The sequence below is a fragment of the Bacillus sp. R45 genome (assembly GCF_021729365.1).
In the GTDB taxonomy this organism is placed as follows: Bacteria; Bacillota; Bacilli; order Bacillales; family Bacillaceae; genus Bacillus; species Bacillus velezensis.
Genome location: NZ_CP091421.1, coordinates 3,738,248 through 3,757,304, shown reverse-complemented (window position 1 = coordinate 3,757,304; position 19,057 = coordinate 3,738,248). Strand labels below are relative to the sequence as shown.

Genomic DNA, 19,057 nt, shown 5'->3' with positions numbered 1-19,057 from the left:
CGAAAAACCGCCGGCAGCCGGCGGTTTTTTTATATGAATAAAAGGTTCAAAATTCCTATAATCCTTAAAATAACCTTAAATACCTAGGAAAATATTGATAAACAATTTCAATAATATTACTATTGTTAAGCCTATATTACAAAAGAAGGAGGAGAACCTATGAAAATAGGAAAAAAGAACAAGTGGAAAAAATGGCTGGCCGGCACTCTTGCGGCAACGCTTATGATTTCCATTGCGCCTGCCGATGTATTTGCGGCAGAAACGCGTGAAAAACAAGATCAAGCGAAAACCGCCGCCATTCCGGCAGCAGACCCGGAAAAAGATCTTCCGGCGGAAAAAGCATCCGAGCAGATGCCGTTTGATCAAAAAGATATCAATCAAGACGGTGAGATCACGTCTGAAAGAACTGAGAATTCAAAACTTTATTATGAGGGCGAAGGTGTATACAAACAGGAAATCTACACAGACCCCATTCACACGAAAGAAACCGCCAATGCGGACTGGGAAGACGTTTCCCCTGAATTGAAAACCGGCTCAAAGGATGTCGGGACGGAAAATACAGTGCTGAACTCCGATTTTCTGAAGCAAATGAAAAACGGATTATACGCTACATTTGAACATGATGATCATAAGCTCACATACTCATTAACCGGCGCAAAAGGCCCCGATCAGGCTGCAATCACTCCGACAGATGCCTCAGCAAAAGTGAAGGAAGACAGCAACGAGCTTACGTATCAGCAAGTGTTTCCTGCTATTGATTTACAAACCTACACATTTAACGAAAACATAAAAGAAGACCTTGTGCTTCACAAATATGAAGGCTACAATTCCTTCACCTTTCAAATCAAAACCGACCTTCAGGCTAAAGAACAGGAAGACGGCTCGATCGCGTTTTCTGATGACAAAGACAATGTCGTCTACACAGTGCCGAAGCCTTTTATGACCGACTCAGATCTCGACGAGAAGTCAGGTGAGGTCAGCAGGTCAGAAGATGTCAGCTTCAAGCTTGAAAAAAACAGCGAAGGCTACTTGCTGCATGTAACGGCCGATGAAAAATGGCTGAAAGATCCCAAGCGGGTTTATCCGGTATCTATTGATCCTTCCACATCAGTATCCGTGTCATCCGATACCTTTGTCATGAGTGCGTACCCGACGACAAACTACTCTGCCGCGTCGCAGAAATGGGACGCCGGATTGAAAGCGTACGTGCTGAAAACAGGTTATTATGACGGCACAACCGGAACGAACTACGCATTTATGAAGTTTGATAATCTAAAGCCGATCAAAAACATGACGGTGACAAAAGCGACGCTTAAAGCATACACAGCCCACTCCTATTACGGATCAAAGGCGACGGGGCTTTGGCTCGACACCGTAAACAGCAATTACGACAATGCCAAGATCACGTGGAAAAACAAGCCGGGCTCCAAAAACATCGGCAAAGCCGAGGTCTATAAAGGCCAATGGGCAAGCTTCGATGTCACATCCGCAGTCAAGTCGTGGAACAGCGGCGGCGCCAATTACGGCTTTAAGCTTCACGCAAACGGCAACGGAAAAGAATATTGGAAGAAGCTGATGTCATCAGCAAACTCTAATAAAAAACCTTATATCGAAGTGACATACACGATTCCGAAGGCGGACACGCCGTCAGTCAAAGCGTATCATAACGGAGATTCGACAGGATTTTTCAATATCAGCTGGAAAAAAGCTGAAGGCGCCAAAAGCTATAAAGTGTGGCTTTATAACGGGAAAGAATATCAAGCCATTTCTGTCGGCAATGCAACCTCTTGGAGCACAAAAGGAAAAAACATCTGGCCGACAAAAGCGGAAATTGATTCCGGTAAATATAAGCTGCATACAGACGGAAAAGGCGGAAGTGAATTAGCGCTTGACCCTTCCCCGGTCTATAAAAACTCCGGCGGCAGCTATCCGGCAAGCAAAAATTACTGGGTCGCGGTCAGTGCGGTGTTTGACCAGGGGGAAGGCGCCATGTCTGCGGCCGCCAAGCCCGTCATTCCGAATATTGGAAGAGTTCAAAGGCCAAGCACGAAAGGCTTTAATAACAACAACGCAACAGGATGGTTTGATCTTTCCTGGAAAGCCGTATCAGGCGCAGCCGGGTATAAAATGCAAGTCTTTAACGGCAAAGGCTTTGAAACGCTTGACCTCGGAAATAAAACATCCTGGTCCACAAAAGATCAAAACATCTGGCCGACAAAGGCGGAAATCAGCGCCGGAAAATATGCGCTTCACCTGAAAGACAAAAAAGGCGCGGAATTGCCGATCAACCCGGGCCCCGTTTATAAAAATGCCGGCGGAGACGCAAACCGGAAAACATACGGATTTAAAGTAATCGCCTATAACAAAGACGGAGAAGCGATCGCCTCACCGGAAGCTAGTCCGGCGCTGCCTGATATCGCAAAGCCGAAAAATCTGACAGGCTACGTCTATACGAACACGAAATCGAGCCAAACGGGTTATGTCAATCTCATATGGGATAAAGTCAAAAACGCCAAAGGCTACAAAATCAACATCTACAACGGAAAAGACTATCAATCATTCGATGTCGGGGATACCGATCATTGGACGACCCAAAACAAACACATCTGGCCGTCAGCCGATGAAGTGAAAGCGGGAAAATTCCAGCTTCACACGGACGGAAAGGGCGGCGAACTGGCGCTTGACCCTTCACCTGTTTACGAAAACGCAAACGGCAATTACAAAGGGAAGAAGAACTATTCCTTTACGCTGACCGCCTATGACGCAAATGGTGACAGTATACCGACGGCACCTTTTAACCCTGTTTTCCATGAAGGTGCGGAATTCCTCGGAACGGAAGAATTCTGGTCTATTATCGACATTCCGGACGGACAGCTGAACGGCGCGACGGGAAATGTCATCGTCAATGAAGAAGATATGTCAATCGACGGACGCGGGCCGGGGCTCGGACTCTCCCGGACCTTTAACAGCCTTGACAGCTCTGACCATATGTTCGGCCAAGGATGGTATGCCGATGCGGAAACGTCGATCCTTTCTGAAGACGGCAGAGCCGTTTATATTGATGAGGACGCGACAACACATGTCTTCACGAAAAAATCTGACGGCACGTATCAGCCGCCGACGGGTGTTTATCTCGAACTGACAGAAACAAGCGACCAATTTGTATTAAAAACAAAGGATCAGACGAACGCTTATTTCAGCAAAAAAGGCGGCAAGCTTCAAAAAGTCGTTGACGGACACAACAACACAACCGTATACGAATATAACGACAGCAATCAGCTGACCGCCATAACAGACGCATCAGGGCGCAAGCTGACATTTACCTATGATGAAAACGGCCATGTCACATCTCTTACAGGGCCGAAAAACAAAAAGATTTCGTATTCATATGACAAAGACCTTCTCAAAAAGGTGACGGATACTGACGGCAGCGTCACAAGCTACGACTATGATGCCGAAGGGCGCCTCGTCAAGCAGTATTCCGCAAACAGCACGGATGACAAACCGCTGTTCACTGAATACCAATACAGCGGCCACCGTCTGACCAAAGCCGTCAATGCGAAAAAAGAAACGTACGACTACAGCTATGACGCGGACAAAAAAACGCTGCTCATGACGCAGCCGAACGGCCGCAAAGTGCAGTACGGCTATAATGAGGCGGGCAACCCGATTCAGATGATCGATGATGCCGAAGGGCTGAAAATCACGACCAACACTGTATACGAAGGCAACAACGTCATTCAGGACACCGATCCGAACGACGCGGATGCGGGCAAAGCGACAGAAAGCTATCAATATGATAAAGACGGCAACGTCACAGCCGTAAAAGACAACTACGGCACCGAAACGTATCAGTACAACAAAAACAATGACGTAACGAAAATGAAGGATACCGAGGGGAACATCACTGATATTGCGTACGACGGACTGGATGCCGTTTCTGAAACGGATCAAAGCGGAAAATCCTCATCCGCCGCCGTGTATGACAAATACGGTAATCTCATTCAATCAAGCAAAGAGCTGGCAGCTTCGGCAAGCCTGCTGAAAGACGGCAGCTTTGAAGCAACAAAGCTGGGCTGGAATCTCACCGCTACGAGAGACAGCGGAAGCATCGCGTCTGTAAAAGCAAGAAGCGGCGCGCTGTCCGGACAAAAAGCACTGGAGATCACCTCACAATCCGCTTCAGCCGGAACAGAGCACGGCCATGCGTCCGCAACGCAGGAAGTGCAGCTTGAGCCGAATACGACGTATACACTCAGCGGCCAGATCAAAACGGATCTGACAAAGGCGAGAGCGTATTTCAACATTGATCTGCGTGACAAAGACCAAAAACGCATTCAATGGATTCACAATGAATCAGGCGCATTAGCCGGAAAGAATGACTGGACGAAACGGCAGATTACCTTTACAACACCGGCCAATGCAGGAAAAGCCATCGTCTATATGGAAGTGGATCATAAAGACAAGGACGGCAAAGGAAAAGCGTGGTTTGATCAGGTTCAGCTGGAAAAAGGCGAAGTCTCTTCAAGCTATAACCCGGTTCAAAACAGCAGTTTCACGGCTAAAGCAGATGGCTGGAGCACAAGCGGAGCCGCCGCTGACCTTGATGAAGGCTTCGATGATGACAGCTCATTAAAAGCGTCCCGCACAAATGCATCACAAGCCAATGCGGCCGCAAAACAAACCGTCACATTAGGCCAAAGCGCGGACGATAAGCCGGTATATATCACGCTGACAGGGATGTCCAAGGCAGACGGCGTAAAATTAACGAACGACAATGATTACGCGCTTCAGGCCGGCGTCACCTATGCGGACGGCACGACGGGCGTCTACACCGCCAAATTCCCGCAGGGGACACAGGAATGGAACCGGGCGGCGGCAGTCATTCCGAAAACAAAGCCGATCAATAAAATCGAAATCAGCATTCTGTTCCAAAAAAGCGCCACAGGAACGGCGTGGTTTGATGACATCCGATTAATCGAAGGAAGCATCCTGACGAAAAACACCTATGACGAAAAAGGAAACTACGTCACAAAAGAAGAAGACGAACTAGGTTATGCAAGCACTGCTTCATATGACGAGACTGGCAAGAAAATGTCTGAAACCGACGCGAAAGGCGAAACAACCGCCTACGAATACGATCAGGCCGACCAGCTGACAAAGCTGACCCTGTCAAACGGCACATCCATCCTTCACAGCTATGACAAGGAAGGAAATGAGCTGACAAAAACGATTCGGGCCGGCGCAAACCAGACCTATCAATATGAATATGACGTCATGGGCAAGCTCGTCAAAACAACCGACCCGCTCGGCAATGTACTGAAGAGTGAATATGACGCCAACAGCAACCTGACGAAAACCGTTTCCGCCAACGGCAATGAAGTGTCGCTGACCTATGACGGCACCGACCGGGTTAAGTCAAAAGCGTATAACGGCACTGAAAAATACAACTTTACCTATGACAAAAACGGCAATGAAACGTCGGTCACAAACAAAGAACAAAATACAACGAAAAAACGCACCTTTGACAACAAAAACCGCCTGACCGAATTAACCGACCGCGGCGGCAGCCAAAGCTGGACGTATCCGGCTGATTCAGATAAGCTGAAAACTTTCTCATGGAGCCACGGCGGCCAAAAAGGAACAAACAGCTTTACGTACAACAAACTTGATCAAATGATTGAAATGAAAGACGGCACTTCAGCCTATACATTTGATTATGATGAAAACGGCAATGTCCAGACATTCATCAGCGGAAATGAAGTCGGCACGAGCTTCTCATATGATGAGCGGAATCTTGTCAGCTCTCTTCATATCGGAGCGAAAAACGGCGGCAGCATCTTCCGGGAAAGCTATGAATACGACGCCAACGGCAACCGCACGGTCATCGACAGCTCAGCCGGCGGAAAGGTGCAGTACGAATACGGCAAGCTCAACCAGCTCGTCAAAGAAACTCATGAAGACGGCACCGTCATTCAATATACGTACGACGGCTTCGGCAACCGGACAAACGTCACCACCACAAAGGACGGCGCAAGCAAATCAGTCAACGCATCATTCAATATCATGAACCAGCTGACGAAGGTGAATGACGAAGACCTGTCCTATGATAAAAACGGCAACCGCATATCTGACGGCAAATACACATATACGTGGGACGCGGAAGACAACCTGACCGCCGTCACGAAAAAAGGCGAAGACAAGCCGTTCGCAACATACAAATACGATGAAAAAGGAAACAGAATCCAAAAAACCGTCAACGGAAACGTCACGAACTACTTCTACGACGGAGACAGCTTGAACGTCCTGTATGAAACAGACGCCGACAACAACGTCACAAAATCATACACGTATGGTGACAGCGGCCAGCTGTTATCCTATACAGAGAACGGCAAGAAATATTTCTATCACTACAACGCACACGGCGACGTCATCGCCATCTCAGACAGCACGGGAAAAACCGTTGCCAAATATCAGTACGATGCGTGGGGAAATCCGACAAAAACCGAAGCAAGCGACGAAGTAAAAGACAACCGCTACCGCTACGCAGGCTACCAATACGACGAAGAAACCGGCCTGTACTATCTCATGGCCCGCTACTACGAACCAAGAAACGGTGTATTCTTATCACTAGACCCAGACCCGGGCAGCGATGGGGATTCTTTAGATCAGAATGGATATGCATACGGAAACAACAACCCGGTGATGAATGTTGATCCAGATGGGCATTGGGTGTGGCTAGCCATTAACGCCGGCTTTGCGGCTTATGACGGATATAAGGCATATAAATCAGGTAAAGGATGGAGAGGTGCAGCCTGGGCAGCGGCTTCGAACTTTGGGCCTGGGAAGTTATTTAAGGGTGCTAATCGGATTTATAAAGCTGCTAAAACATATAAACTATCTAGAAAAAGTGTACGGGCTAGAAGGGCCTACTCAAGTTATAGGGATATAACTGGAAAAACTTCTAGGTTCAAAAATTATTCTACTAATGTAAAAAGAAGAACTTTTGAAAAAAATTTAAGAAGACAAGGATGGAGAAAATCAGTTCATCATGGGGGTGTTATCACTATGACGAAAAATGGGAATAAGTATTCCCTAAGGAAACATGCTAAGTCAAGTCCCTATCCAACCGCGGAATATACACCTAAAGGTAGAAAAAAATTCACACACAAAATCAGAATGCGACATTAAAGGGGAAATAAGATGAATCACTATTTTATTGATCATCCTAAGGAGTTAAAAGTCTATCAATCCATAATTAATTCCTTATGTCACGTAGATCAAACATTGCCTAAACAAGTTTTTAAGCAAAGGAAAAATTATTATTTATTCGAGGAATTCCATTGGGTATTATCTGAAGAAAGTTGGGGAATGTTTAAGAGTTTGGCTAATGAACATCATGATGAGTTTATATTAATGGCTGTTATAGACAGTTCTGAACATATAAACCAATTCTACGAAGAATTTGAGTATTTTAACTGGATAAAGATCCCTTTGCATATAACTGCAGATGAGTATCTGTCACTCTTAACTGATTATCCAAAGCACAGTAAAAGTGACTGTATAATGAATATTGCATCTCGTGTTGTTTGGGCTTCACCGACTTTAAAGTGGGCGATTTATGGTGAGAGAGAACTTGAAATCTGTATTCTAGGTATTGATCATCAGAGTGAAGGAAAAGAACTAGCAACTTGGAGATCGTTAGATGGCGTTGTCTTAGATTGGATATCAGTTGTATTCCCAAATCAGACGGTTCCAGTTGAATTTGAAAAAACACTTATGGCACATTACAAATAAGTATATTTTTAATACCTACTACCGATATCATCTGATTGTTCTAAACGGGATTTCAAATAATCTCCAGATAGTATTTTTGCATTCAACAGATATTTAATGACAAATATGCAGAGTAATATATTTTTGGGGCTTGTTTGAATAATCTATGTTTATCATCAAGACACTTCTATCAATGGGTTTGTTAGTGTTAGTTAGGAGAAGGAGAAGACAATGCACAAACAAATTGAACAATAGAGTAGATTATATTGACGAGGGATGTAATATTTTAAAGGTCGATTATCAGTTCTTTAAAAAAGACCTGTTTTAAGGTTCAGGTTGTTAAAAATGCAGCATCTGTTTATTTTAGTGCAGATATTGGTGATATGAGATTAGAAAAAATAGATTCGGAAGAATACAATTGGCAAGTATTTGAGATGAGTTACCACCCGGAAGGAATCGGTAATCTATCAAATGCTGTAATTCCGGAGTATCAATCAAATGCTAATTTTCTCATTGACATGAACAGAATGCTGATTGCTGTAGAAGCTGAAACAGTTCGCTTTGACGACCAATCATTTTATGCGTATCATCCGAAATCATAAATAAACAAATAAGAGAGGTTCCCAGCCTCTCTTTTCTTACATAACGAAATCGTTCGCGGAGGCAAACATGAACACTCCTTTAAATTTACAAAAAGAATCATTGAGGGCTATAGGGAATCTGGATGTGATTAATCCGCTTAAATACAATTCGATTTATTCATGTGATCTAGTGAGTAAAGATACTTTTTCTCAAATTAATGAATGACTTAGAGTTCGAAACAGCTCTAATAGAAGTAATGGCATTCCCTTCTTTTATTGAAGAATGGAAGAAGAAGGTTGAAAAGAAAATGATAAATATGAATACTGTATCGAAAAAGTTCATTCATATTGAATGTGTTCTAACCAAAGAACAATTGATGGCAGATCACTTATTAGATGAATTATATTTTTTAACATCGATCAATGACTTTGTTGTTATAATAGCAAATCCCGCCAAAAATAAGTCCTGCATGAACCTGAACACTCAAAAGGTTGATGTAACTACTGAAAATAATGAAAAAATCATTTGGTTTGAATACGATGCAGCAGATTTATATATCATTGATTAATTTAATATAAATTTCAGGTTCCTATTCAACGGAGTGTTGCTGATGTTAGAACTTACCGCGAAGCGGGTTGGGTCATATAAAAGAGAGCACATCATTTATTTCAATGCGGGTCGGGATGATCAAGTATTTATTGTGTCGGTGCATGATCACAAAGTAATATTGGAGGTTATGAAAGGCAGCTCTCTTTTAATCAAAAAAGAGTTACACGGATTTTCTGAAGATGCCCATTTCAATCTGGTTGATTCGTATGATGACACTATCGTGATCGTTTACCTGGAAAATTATACGTGTCAATTAGCTGTATACTGCGTAAACAGTAATAAAATCAATCCGATTTGTTCTTTTCTATTAAGCGCCAATGTATTTCATCTGGGTGAGGATGGATTACTATGGATCGGATTAACAGACGAGGGTATGTATGATGAGAGAAACCCTCAAGGGAAAGCGATATTTGCTTTTCATGCAGAAGACAGAACGTTTTATTTTAAAGACGATTTTAAAGAAATGATGCACGAATGCTATGCCATACAATCGATCAAATCTGATTTGTATGTATGTTTTGAGGGAGAGGATTGCTGTGTCATCGGTCATTATCAGATTGGACGGGACAGAATTCGTACTGTTGCAGAATATGTGCTAAACGGCGATCAATACTCCTATTGTGACCAGCTGTCCGTTTCGAAAAATAGGGTGCTGCTGATACAGAATCACGAGGATAACCTATTTGCATTTCATGAAGAGAGCAAAGGGTTATCAGAGGCTGACGTCATGATACACGGTATTGATAGAAAAGGAAAAACAACGTACAGAGCCGTCCAGGACCGCATGTTTATCTTTCATGATAACGATTTATATCTGGTAAAGTTTTGATCAATCCTATGCAGATGGCTTTTTTCAGCCATCTGCATATCAATTTACAGAGTGCGATCGATAAAAATATCACCCAAGACTCAAGGGGCAATGACATGAAAATAAAAATGAACAAGATACATGACGAATCAATAAAAGGACGTTTCTTCCATTTTGATAACTGCGGGCATCTGTATCTCGGACGGCATCAGAATGGCGGGCTTTCGTTTACGATCATCGACAAATCGGGCGATACGCGAGTGATTCATATCGATGAACAAATCCCGTATGAGGATATTATGCTGTTCCAACAGAGTTCGGCTGACTGGTATGTGTTGATTTTCTTTGAATCGCATGAGTATAAAGTGAAAGTATTTTCAGCAGAAGGAACAGAACAAAGTGCATTTTCTCTCCCTTCAGGGGTTTCATGCAGTCTTTTGGATGAAAAACAAAACCTGTGGATCGGTTTAAGTGATGAAGGTATTTATAGTGATGAAAATCCTGAAGGGCACAGTGTGCTGTGCTTCACTTTAGACGGGCAGCTAAAGAAAACCCACATTGATCAGCAGCTTTCAGAAATATATGCGCCCGCGGTAGATGACTGTTATGCACTTGCAGAAAAAGACGGACTAATCTACATGCTGTATTACGCTTATACAGTCATTGCTGCGTTTGAAGAAACCGACGTGAAACGAGTGTGGATTATTTCTGATAAAGCATATTCCGGGGTTTACGACCAGCTAGCGATTTCAGATAACGGGTTTTGGGTATGCAAAGATGATCATTCACTGTCTCTCATTCCGGCCGATGTCAGTCTGCCGATGCAAGAGATAACGTGCTGTGATGCGGATGGCGATGAGCTTTCCGGGCATCAGCTGAAGCTGACTGGCGATGCCATTTACGCGGTCTCGAATTCGGGGATTTATAAGCGGGATATCAGTAATGGAAAAGCATCAAAATGAGATGATAAAATCCATCAGATATTCTTTAAATGATGACGTCATCCAAAACCTGAAATTACACAAAAAAGAATTAGAGGGTCCGCTGCCTTCGGATGCTGGGAGATTCGAAGAAGACTTTGAGGGGGCTGCCTGCGCGGGGGATTTTTATGAGTATTTCGCGCTTGTCTGCGGCAGCTTAGATTTTGTTTTGGCGAATAAACAAATGCCTAAGCGCCAGCGTAAAGCCTTATATAAATCCTTTTTTGAGCTGTATCCGCAATATGCGCAGCTGAAAAACGCTTTAACAGATTATCCGGAGCTCAGCCGGGAAATCGGGCGGCACGAACGGGTAAGAGGGCTGTTGGTCAGCATTTTAAACAAGAAAGGCAGGCTTCTGACGTGAAAGAACCCACAATAGCAGAATGTCTGAAGAAGGCTAATCTGATCCTGAACGGTCAAGCGGCGAGGGAAGAAGTGTCGGATTGGGCATGCGAGTACGTGGCTGCAGATGATCCGGAGGTTGAGGATGAAAACGTTTGGGAGATGCTCGTGTATTTGAGCGGGTTTGATCTGAAAGATTCGCCTGATTCGTATCTGCATACGATTGAAGAATTAAAAGATTGGGTGCAGGGTTTTATGAAAACGCATGAAGAAAGGGTGCGTTCATGTCGGAATTAGTCTTTACAAAAATCAATACAAAAATAAACACAAGCGACCCAATCATTCTGACCATGAATGCAGTGGAACTCATCGTACTGCAGATACTAAAGGCACTTCAATCTTGTACCTTAAAGCAAGAGTTTATATATGCGCTGGACTGGCAGCATGAATGTTATCTATTTAATCCTCATGCGCCAATTGATAAAGATGAATTCGGTGAATGGCTGGTCTCCGTTATTCCAAATGGAGACTATTGTTTCTTTATTCATCAGGACTTCCAGTGGGGGCTGCTAGGGGATCCGCGGCAGCAAACCATTACGGTTTTTGGCTCACCGCTAATAAGGGCGATAGAAAGAAACGCTCCTGTCTTATTTCAAAAGTGAAGACCGCTTGCAAATGAATCTCATGTTTTTACGGGGGAGGAATAACAGGATGACAGAAGAAGAGTTCAGGGCTGCGGAAAAAAGCTTGAGAGCGTCTTTTCCGAAAGCGTATAAACGGCTGCTTCATAAAAAGAACCCTGCGGAGATCGGAGAGTGGATTTTTTTCGCTATCCGTGAACAAAGCCGTTTGCAGAAAACCTGGGATGATGTGATCAGGCAAAACAGTGTGTGCAGAGAAGAGAGTATGCCCGACGATTTGATCGTAATTGCCGACAACGGAACCGGGGATAAGCTGTGCTTGAAAAAGACGGACAGTGTAATGGAGGAGACTGTCTATCTGTGGGATCATGAGACTGCCGATGTTGAGTTGTATGCCGCTTCTATAGGAGAATTTATAGAAAATGAAAAAGAATAAGTGGCTGATTCAGGAGCTTTTAGAATTCCGCCTCCTTCGGGGACGAGAGATTTCTGTAATTGAGCTGGCGTTTTCCTCTGAGTATGAACATCAGCTCATTCGTGTAAGGCTCACATGCAAAGACGTTTCTTCCGTTCAAATAAAAGAAATGGAGAGTCAAACGGCTGGCTCAGGCATTGTAGCAATTGATCCTGCTGACGGAGATGATGGACAGCATTTTCTCGTGGAGGAGTGGGAGAACCAAACGTTCCGCTTTTACTGCCGTCAATATGAAGCAGCAGAGAAGAAGGTGTTAAGTAAGGAGGCACAAAATGGAATGGCACAAACATGAGAAAGCAGTTCTGCTGGGGCCGGATTCGCCGGGTTGTTTTGAATTGACGGAGTTTACGTTCTATACCGGGTATAACGAGTATTATGATAAAATCCCGGTGTTTGAGCTGAAGCTGACTGATGGGCAGTATGATGCCGTGCTGCGGTTTGAGGATGTGAGGTCTGCCCGGCTGGATGATCTTGAAAGCATCACCGACATCCATCTGGATATCAGCCCAGTCGACGGCGGCTGGGAATCGATCCGCTACTATGTCGATGACGGGGAAGGAAGTATGAGCTTTTATTGCGCCAAATGGGTCGTGCTCGACATGAAGAAAAAGCAGTCCCCCGAACGGCCCGGCAAAACGTCAGGGTAAAGCGGCGGCATTTCGCGTATAATGAGGGGAGCCGGACAGAGAAGGAGTTTAGTCATGAATGAGTTTAATGAATATGCGATCAGCCCCGAGATCCGACGGGCGCTGAATGGCTTGCAATACACCGAGCCGACTGAAGTGCAGCGGCGCGTCATCCCCGCCGCGCTGCAAAAAAAAGACCTCGTCGTCAAATCGCAGACGGGCAGCGGCAAAACCGCGGCTTTCGGCATTCCGATCTGCGAGCTTGCGGAGTGGGAGGAAAACAAACCGCAGGCCCTGATTTTAACGCCGACCCGCGAGCTTGCGGCGCAGATTAAAGAAGATATCACGAATATCGGCCGTTTCAAACGGATAAAAGCCACGGCGGTTTTCGGAAAAGCTTCTTTTGACAAACAGAAAACCGAACTGAAGCAAAAAAGCCACGTCGTTGCCGGAACGCCGGGACGTGTGCTTGATCACATAGAAAAAGGGACGCTGCCGCTCGAACGGCTGGCGTATGTGGTGATTGACGAAGCGGATGAAATGCTGAATATGGGATTTATTGAACAGGTGGAAGCCATCATTCAGCATCTGCCGAAAAACAGAGTCACCATGCTGTTTTCAGCGACGCTGCCGGATGACGTCGAGAAGCTGAGCCGCACATATATGAAAGACCCTGAATTGATTGAAGTAAAAGCGGAAGGCCTGACGACAAAAGACATTGAGCATTTTGTCACCAGAACAGAAGAAGAGGACAAAACATCTTTGCTGCGTGATGTCCTGATCACCGAAAACCCGGACAGCTGCATCATATTCTGCCGGACAAAAGAAAGAGTCATCCAGTTAACCGATGAGCTGGACAGGCTGGGCTACCCTTGCGATAAAATTCACGGCGGCATGGTGCAGGAAGACCGCTTTGACGTCATGAATGAATTCAAACGCGGCGAGTTCCGCTATCTCATTGCGACCGATGTTGCCGCCAGAGGAATTGATATTGAAAACATCAGCCTCGTCATCAATTATGATATTCCGCTTGAAAAAGAAAGCTATGTGCACCGCACCGGCCGAACGGGGCGCGCCGGACACCGCGGACTGGCCGTTACGTTTGTGACGCCTTCTGAATCGCGTTTTCTGAATGACATTGAGACATATATCGGTTTCCGCATCCAAAAGCGGGAGGCGCCGTCGGAAAAAGAAACAGCGGAACGGAAAGCGGCATTTGCGGAAAAATTGAACGCCCGCCCCGATGTCAAAACAGACAAAAGCGAACAGTTAAACAAAGACATCATGAAGCTGTACTTTAACGGCGGGAAAAAGAAAAAACTCAGAGCGGTCGATTTTGTCGGGACGATCGCGAAAATCGACGGCGTTTCAGCCGATGATATCGGGATTATCACGATTCTGGACAACGCATCATACGTCGAAATTCTGAACGGAAAAGGCCCGCACGTTCTTGACATCATGAAAAATACGACGGTCAAAGGCAAAAAACTGAAAGTCCATAAAGCCAAGAAATAAAATAGAAAGCCTGCCGCGCGCAGGCTTTTTTTACGCCGTTTCCTCAGGCACAAACGCAAGGATGGCGATGCCGATCACAAATAACAAAATCAGGCTGAACACGGCGGCTGACGAATTTCCGGTCAGCTGGGCGGTGACGGCAATCAAAAGCGGGCCGATAATCGAAGCGAACTTGCCGAAGATATTATAAAATCCGAAAAACTCATTGGCGTTCTGTTTGGGGACAAGCTTTGCAAAGTAAGAGCGGCTCAGCGCCTGAATACCTCCTTGGGAAGTGGCGACAAGCATAGCCAAAACCCAGAAATCAAAAGCGGAATCCATAAAATAAGCATACGTGCAGACAATCATATACACGCCGATCCCGGCATAAAGCATCGTTTTTCCCTTAAACCGTTCGGCCAGCCGCCCGTACAAAATCGAAAAAGGCGCGGCGACAACCTGAGTGACAAATAAAACAATCAGCAGATTTGCCGCGCTGATGCCGAGGTCAGCCCCGTATGACGTGGACATCGTAATGATGGTGCCGACCCCGTCGATGTAGAAGAAATAGGCGAGCAGAAACAAAAACAGCGCCCGGTGCTTCCTGATCTGCTTCAGCGTGCCGGCCAGCCGTATAAAACTGCTGATCACAAGCCGCGGCTCCCTCTCGATATAATAGCGCTGGCGGACGCGGAGAAGGAGCGGAATCGAAAACAGTCCCCACCATGCCGCCGTAATTAAAAAGGCAATGCGGCCCGCAGTCTTGGCGGACAGCGGAATCACCTCCGCTTGTGCTGACAGAATCACGGCAATGCTGAGGAGAAAAGGGATTGTACTGCCGATATAGCCCAGTCCAAACCCCCTGGCGGACACCATATTCATCCGCTCCTTTGCGGCCACATCAACGAGAAACGCATCATAAAACACATTAGATCCGGCAAAGCCGATCGTGGAAATCGTATAACAAATTAATAACAGCATCCAAGATTCGCCGGGAATCAAAGCCAGCGTGGCGGTGCCCGCCACACCGATCAGAAAAAAGAAGGCAAAAAACCGTTTCTTGCATCCTTTGTAGTCGGCAATCGTTCCTAAGACGGGGCTGAGCATCGCCAAAATAAAAGTCGCGGCGGCAATCGTATAGCCTAAATAAGCGGTGGAATCAGCTGCGCTGACGCCGTTTTCCGCCGCCGCCGCTTTAAAAAACAAGGGGAACACCGCCGTCATAATAATGACCGAATAAGCTGAATTGGCCCAATCATACAGCATCCAGCTGCTTTCTTCTTTCGAAAACCGTTTCATCACACACGCTCCTTCCCAAAAACCGGTTCTCTGCATTATATGCGCCTCTGCCTCATTGTTGGACAATGATTTCTGAACGGCGTTTTCTGATTGACCTGGAGATATTGACCTGGTACAAAAAGGATGTACAATCAAGGTGTAGCAGGTAAATGGTCAGGCGGGAGGGAGACGGAATTGAAGATTGCGAAAGTCATTAATAATAATGTCGTCAGTGTGCTCAAAGAAGGCAATCAGGAATTGGTCATCATGGGCCGGGGCATTGCTTTTCAAAAGAAAACGGGAGATCCGGCAGATGAAGCCCGCATTGAGAAAGTGCTCACCCTCGATAACAAAGATGTATCCGAAGTTCAAAACCCTTTTGTATGATATTCCGATCGAGTATATGGAAGTATCCGAGGAGATTATCAGCTATGCGAAATTACAGCTTGGCAAAAAGCTCAACGACAGCATCTATGTGTCGCTGACCGACCATATTAACTTTGCCATTCAGCGCAATAAGAAAGGGTTGGATATCAAAAACGCCTTGCTGTGGGAAACGAAGCGGCTCTACAAAGACGAATTTGCAATCGGAAAAGAATCGCTGATCATGGTAAAAAACAAGACTGGCGTGTCTCTGCCGGAGGATGAAGCAGGTTTTATTGCGCTGCATATTGTAAATGAGGAGATGCCCAATATCATCAGCATTACAAAAGTCATGCAAGAGATTTTGAGGATCGTAAAATACCATTTTAAGATTGAATTCAACGAAGAATCGCTTCACTATTATCGGTTTGTCACCCACATAAAGTTTTTCGCGCAGCGTCTTTTTAACGGCACACATCGACTTTTTGCTGGAGAAAAATACCGTCGGGCGTATGAATGCACGAAGAAAATCCAAACCTGGATTGAGAGAGAGTATGAGCACAAGCTCACCAGTGACGAGCTGCTGTATTTAACGATTCACATAGAAAGGGTAGTCAAACAAGCATAATGAAAGCGTTGGCATTATTGTTCTTGGATTCATTTTTTCTTACATTCACATATGATCTTGTTAGGATTGTTGCTGATAAGCATGCAAAACCTAAATTACAATGAGCGCGGATCATTTCTGTTTTTGCTGATGGTAATTTAGGTTTTTTTAAGATTCGTTATTATCATTATTCTGACCGATGTTCCCTTTTAACAGAATCATGTATGATCGATAAAGAAATCGCTCTCAAAGAAAGGGGAATGCCGACATGTTTTATCGTATGAAACGAGTGCTGCTCATTCTTGTCACTGGATTGTTTTTGAGTTTGTGTGCGATCACTTCTGCTGCATCAGCTCAAACAGGCGGATCGTTTTTTGAACCTTTTAACAGCTATAACTCCGGTTTCTGGCAAAAAGCAAATGGTTACTCCAATGGAGATATGTTCAACTGCACTTGGCGTGCAAATAATGTATCCGTGACGTCATCAGGTGAAATGCGTTTGGCGCTGACAAGCCCGTCTTATAACAAGTTTGACTGCGGGGAGAACCGCTCCGCTCAAACCTATGGCTATGGACTTTATGAAGTCAGAATGAAACCGGCTAAAAACACGGGGATCGTTTCATCGTTCTTCACTTATACAGGTCCAACGGATGGTACCCCTTGGGATGAGATTGATATCGAATTTTTAGGAAAAGACACGACAAAGGTTCAATTTAATTATTATACAAATGGCGCGGGAAACCATGAGAAGGTTGCAGATCTCGGATTTGACGCGGCCAATGCCTATCATACGTATGCGTTCGATTGGCAGCCGAACTCTATAAAATGGTATGTCGATGGGCAATTAAAACATACTGCGACAAGCCAAATCCCGACAACACCGGGAAAGATCATGATGAACTTGTGGAATGGGATAGGTGTCGATGACTGGCTCGGTTCCTACAATGGTGTAAATCCGCTATACGCTCATTATGACTGGGTGCGCTATACAAAAAAATAATGTACAGAAAAGGATTTCCGCCAGCGGAAATCCTTTTTTAATTAAAACGAAATAATCCCAATCAAAAGCGCCGCAATCGTCATCACAATTGTTGTCCCCACGGCCCATTTAATAGTGAATTTTTGATGGTCGCCAAAGCTGACGCCTGCCATTCCGACCAATAGATAGGTGGAAGGCACAAGCGGGCTGAGCAGATGCACAGGCTGCCCCAGCAAGGAGGCCCTTCCGATTTCAGCGGCGTCTATTCCGTAAGTGGAAGCGGCTTCGGCGATGATGGGAAGGACACCGAAGTAAAAGGCGTCATTCGACATGAAAAAGGTGAAAGGCATGCTGGCAATCGCCGTGATCAACGGCAGATGCGGACCCATGGCATCAGGGATGAGGGAAACGAGAGAATGCGCCATCGCATCGACCATTTTTGTGCCTGAGAGAATGCCTGTAAATATGCCTGCCGCAAACACCATTGAGACAACGTTTAACGCATTACCCGCATGCGCCGAAATCCGTTTCTGCTGCTCTTTGACATTTGGATAGTTGATCATCAAGGCGATGGCGAACGCGATCATAAAAAGAACAGGGATGGGAAGCAGGCTGGTGATCAGCGCGGCCATCAGAGCGACAGTCAGCAGCAGGTTAAACCACTGGAGAGCGGGACGCTTCAGCGGCGCCGCCTCCGGATCAGAAGACGGCGCGTGTTCAATCGAAATGATGCCGAGACGCTTCCGTTCTTTTTTTCCAAGGAGATAAGCAACGGCGATCACCCAGAGAACGCCGGCGATCATAGCGGGAATCAGCGGCGTAAAAACTTCTGACGTGTCCAATTTCAAGGAAGCCAAAACCCTCGCCGTCGGTCCGCCCCACGGAATAATATTCATGACGCCCGAACCGAGCATCGCAATCCCCGCCAGCACCAAACGGTTCATGCCGAGCCGTTTGTAAAGGGGCAGCATTGCCGCAATCGTAATCATATACGTTGTTGTCCCATCTCCGTCCAGCGAAATGGTCATCGTCAGAACCGCTGTCCCTACGGCGATTTTTAACGGGTCTCCTTTGACAAACGATAAGATTTTGGCAATGAGAGGATCAAACAGGCCTGAGTCGATCATAATGCCGAAATACAGGATGGCGAATAACAGCATAATCCCGGTAGGAGCGAGGTCTGTAACACCCTGAATCATCATCCCGCCAAGATCTTTGCCAAATCCGCTGATCAGGGCAAACACAACAGGAACGACAATCAAAGCAATAAGTGCGGAAAGCCGGTTAGACATAATAAGGTACATAAAAACAATCATCATCACAAAACCGAGTATGGCAAGCATGATATGACCTCCCCTGTTCAACAGCTGTTTTGGTAAGCGCTTTCACATTTTGTTTCTGTGAAAATGGCTTATTTCAAAATGTGTATGACCGCATACGTAAATACAGACCTAAAATCCTAATGAGCGGATCAGCAGTTTATTTAAAGAACGCCGC

15 protein-coding genes and 2 pseudogenes are annotated in these 19,057 nt (G+C 45.4%); 15 read left to right on the top strand and 2 right to left on the bottom strand.

Going from position 1 to position 19,057, the window contains the following annotated elements; genetic code table 11:
- The first annotated feature begins 159 nt into the window (after nt 1-159).
- From L3V45_RS18645 to L3V45_RS18585, 13 genes and pseudogenes are all read left to right on the top strand, one after another.
- The gene (locus L3V45_RS18645; RefSeq protein ID WP_236837196.1) at nt 160-7,191 is read left to right on the top strand and encodes a DNRLRE domain-containing protein; all 7,032 of its coding nucleotides are present in this window, start codon (nt 160-162) and stop codon (nt 7,189-7,191) included.
- Nucleotides 7,192-7,203: 12 nt separating this feature from the next.
- Nucleotides 7,204-7,797: a hypothetical protein gene (locus L3V45_RS18640; RefSeq protein WP_003150742.1), complete on the top strand. Its 594-nt coding sequence runs from the start codon at nt 7,204-7,206 to the stop codon at nt 7,795-7,797.
- A 172-nt stretch (nt 7,798-7,969) separates the two neighbouring features.
- Nucleotides 7,970-8,378 (top strand): annotated as a pseudogene (locus L3V45_RS18635) (YxiG family protein).
- Nucleotides 8,379-8,614: 236 nt separating this feature from the next.
- Complete coding sequence (locus tag L3V45_RS18630) at nt 8,615-8,926, top strand: hypothetical protein (protein WP_236837194.1); 312 nt, start codon at nt 8,615-8,617, stop codon at nt 8,924-8,926.
- 42 nt (nt 8,927-8,968) lie between these two features.
- Nucleotides 8,969-9,796 carry a hypothetical protein gene (locus tag L3V45_RS18625; protein ID WP_115996839.1) on the top strand — a complete coding sequence of 276 codons (828 nt, stop codon included), beginning with the start codon at nt 8,969-8,971 and terminating at the stop codon, nt 9,794-9,796.
- 95 nt (nt 9,797-9,891) lie between these two features.
- Nucleotides 9,892-10,737 (top strand): DNA-binding protein, encoded by an 846-nt coding sequence (locus tag L3V45_RS18620; protein ID WP_115996837.1) that lies wholly within the window; start codon nt 9,892-9,894, stop codon nt 10,735-10,737.
- 1 nt (nt 10,738) lies between these two features.
- The gene (locus tag L3V45_RS18615) at nt 10,739-11,119 is read left to right on the top strand and encodes a YxiJ family protein (protein WP_159165039.1); all 381 of its coding nucleotides are present in this window, start codon (nt 10,739-10,741) and stop codon (nt 11,117-11,119) included.
- A complete protein-coding gene (locus L3V45_RS18610; protein ID WP_236837193.1) occupies nt 11,116-11,394 on the top strand; it encodes a DNA-binding protein in 279 nt (92 codons plus the stop codon). Before L3V45_RS18615 ends, L3V45_RS18610 begins: the two co-directional genes overlap by 4 nt.
- On the top strand, nt 11,382-11,759 hold the full coding sequence (locus L3V45_RS18605) for a DUF2716 domain-containing protein (protein WP_003150756.1): 378 nt from the start codon (nt 11,382-11,384) through the stop codon (nt 11,757-11,759). The genes L3V45_RS18610 and L3V45_RS18605 overlap by 13 nt, the downstream gene beginning before the upstream one ends.
- 49 nt (nt 11,760-11,808) lie before the next feature.
- A complete protein-coding gene (locus tag L3V45_RS18600) occupies nt 11,809-12,174 on the top strand; it encodes an SMI1/KNR4 family protein (RefSeq protein ID WP_003150757.1) in 366 nt (121 codons plus the stop codon).
- On the top strand, nt 12,161-12,505 hold the full coding sequence (locus tag L3V45_RS18595; RefSeq protein ID WP_015387504.1) for a hypothetical protein: 345 nt from the start codon (nt 12,161-12,163) through the stop codon (nt 12,503-12,505). Before L3V45_RS18600 ends, L3V45_RS18595 begins: the two co-directional genes overlap by 14 nt.
- Entirely contained in the window at nt 12,486-12,860 is a 375-nt protein-coding gene (locus L3V45_RS18590) for a hypothetical protein (RefSeq protein ID WP_204530085.1), read from the top strand. The genes L3V45_RS18595 and L3V45_RS18590 overlap by 20 nt, the downstream gene beginning before the upstream one ends.
- Before the next feature lie 54 nt (nt 12,861-12,914).
- On the top strand, nt 12,915-14,354 hold the full coding sequence (locus tag L3V45_RS18585) for a DEAD/DEAH box helicase (protein ID WP_015418533.1): 1,440 nt from the start codon (nt 12,915-12,917) through the stop codon (nt 14,352-14,354).
- 30 nt (nt 14,355-14,384) lie between these two features.
- Here L3V45_RS18585 and L3V45_RS18580 read toward each other — a convergent pair whose 3' ends face one another.
- Complete coding sequence (locus L3V45_RS18580; protein WP_236837189.1) at nt 14,385-15,635, bottom strand: MFS transporter; 1,251 nt, start codon at nt 15,633-15,635, stop codon at nt 14,385-14,387.
- 171 nt (nt 15,636-15,806) lie between these two features.
- On the opposite strand from L3V45_RS18580, the pseudogene licT reads away from it, so the two are divergent.
- Together licT and bglS are read left to right on the top strand one after the other, a co-directional pair.
- Nucleotides 15,807-16,602, top strand: a pseudogene (gene licT / locus L3V45_RS18575) (BglG family transcription antiterminator LicT).
- Nucleotides 16,603-16,849: 247 nt separating this feature from the next.
- Nucleotides 16,850-17,581, top strand: coding sequence for a beta-glucanase (gene bglS / locus L3V45_RS18570; protein WP_003150769.1), 732 nt, complete (start codon nt 16,850-16,852; stop codon nt 17,579-17,581).
- A 41-nt stretch (nt 17,582-17,622) separates the two neighbouring features.
- Here bglS and citH read toward each other — a convergent pair whose 3' ends face one another.
- The gene (gene citH / locus L3V45_RS18565) at nt 17,623-18,903 is read right to left on the bottom strand and encodes a citrate transporter CitH (RefSeq protein ID WP_236837184.1); all 1,281 of its coding nucleotides are present in this window, start codon (nt 18,901-18,903) and stop codon (nt 17,623-17,625) included.
- Between the last annotated feature and the right edge of the window lie 154 nt (nt 18,904-19,057).

Bases quoted from the DNA above. Each gene is read 5' to 3' on its own strand.
- L3V45_RS18645 (WP_236837196.1), top strand. From the start codon at position 160: ATGAAAATAGGAAAAAAGAACAAGTGGAAAAAATGGCTGGCCGGCACT.
- L3V45_RS18640 (WP_003150742.1), top strand. From the start codon at position 7,204: ATGAATCACTATTTTATTGATCATCCTAAGGAGTTAAAAGTCTATCAA.
- L3V45_RS18630 (WP_236837194.1), top strand. From the start codon at position 8,615: ATGGCATTCCCTTCTTTTATTGAAGAATGGAAGAAGAAGGTTGAAAAG.
- L3V45_RS18625 (WP_115996839.1), top strand. From the start codon at position 8,969: ATGTTAGAACTTACCGCGAAGCGGGTTGGGTCATATAAAAGAGAGCAC.
- L3V45_RS18620 (WP_115996837.1), top strand. From the start codon at position 9,892: ATGAAAATAAAAATGAACAAGATACATGACGAATCAATAAAAGGACGT.
- L3V45_RS18615 (WP_159165039.1), top strand. From the start codon at position 10,739: ATGATAAAATCCATCAGATATTCTTTAAATGATGACGTCATCCAAAAC.
- L3V45_RS18605 (WP_003150756.1), top strand. From the start codon at position 11,382: ATGTCGGAATTAGTCTTTACAAAAATCAATACAAAAATAAACACAAGC.
- L3V45_RS18600 (WP_003150757.1), top strand. From the start codon at position 11,809: ATGACAGAAGAAGAGTTCAGGGCTGCGGAAAAAAGCTTGAGAGCGTCT.
- L3V45_RS18595 (WP_015387504.1), top strand. From the start codon at position 12,161: ATGAAAAAGAATAAGTGGCTGATTCAGGAGCTTTTAGAATTCCGCCTC.
- L3V45_RS18590 (WP_204530085.1), top strand. From the start codon at position 12,486: ATGGAATGGCACAAACATGAGAAAGCAGTTCTGCTGGGGCCGGATTCG.
- L3V45_RS18585 (WP_015418533.1), top strand. From the start codon at position 12,915: ATGAATGAGTTTAATGAATATGCGATCAGCCCCGAGATCCGACGGGCG.
- bglS (WP_003150769.1), top strand. From the start codon at position 16,850: ATGTTTTATCGTATGAAACGAGTGCTGCTCATTCTTGTCACTGGATTG.
- citH (WP_236837184.1), bottom strand. From the start codon at position 18,903: ATGCTTGCCATACTCGGTTTTGTGATGATGATTGTTTTTATGTACCTT.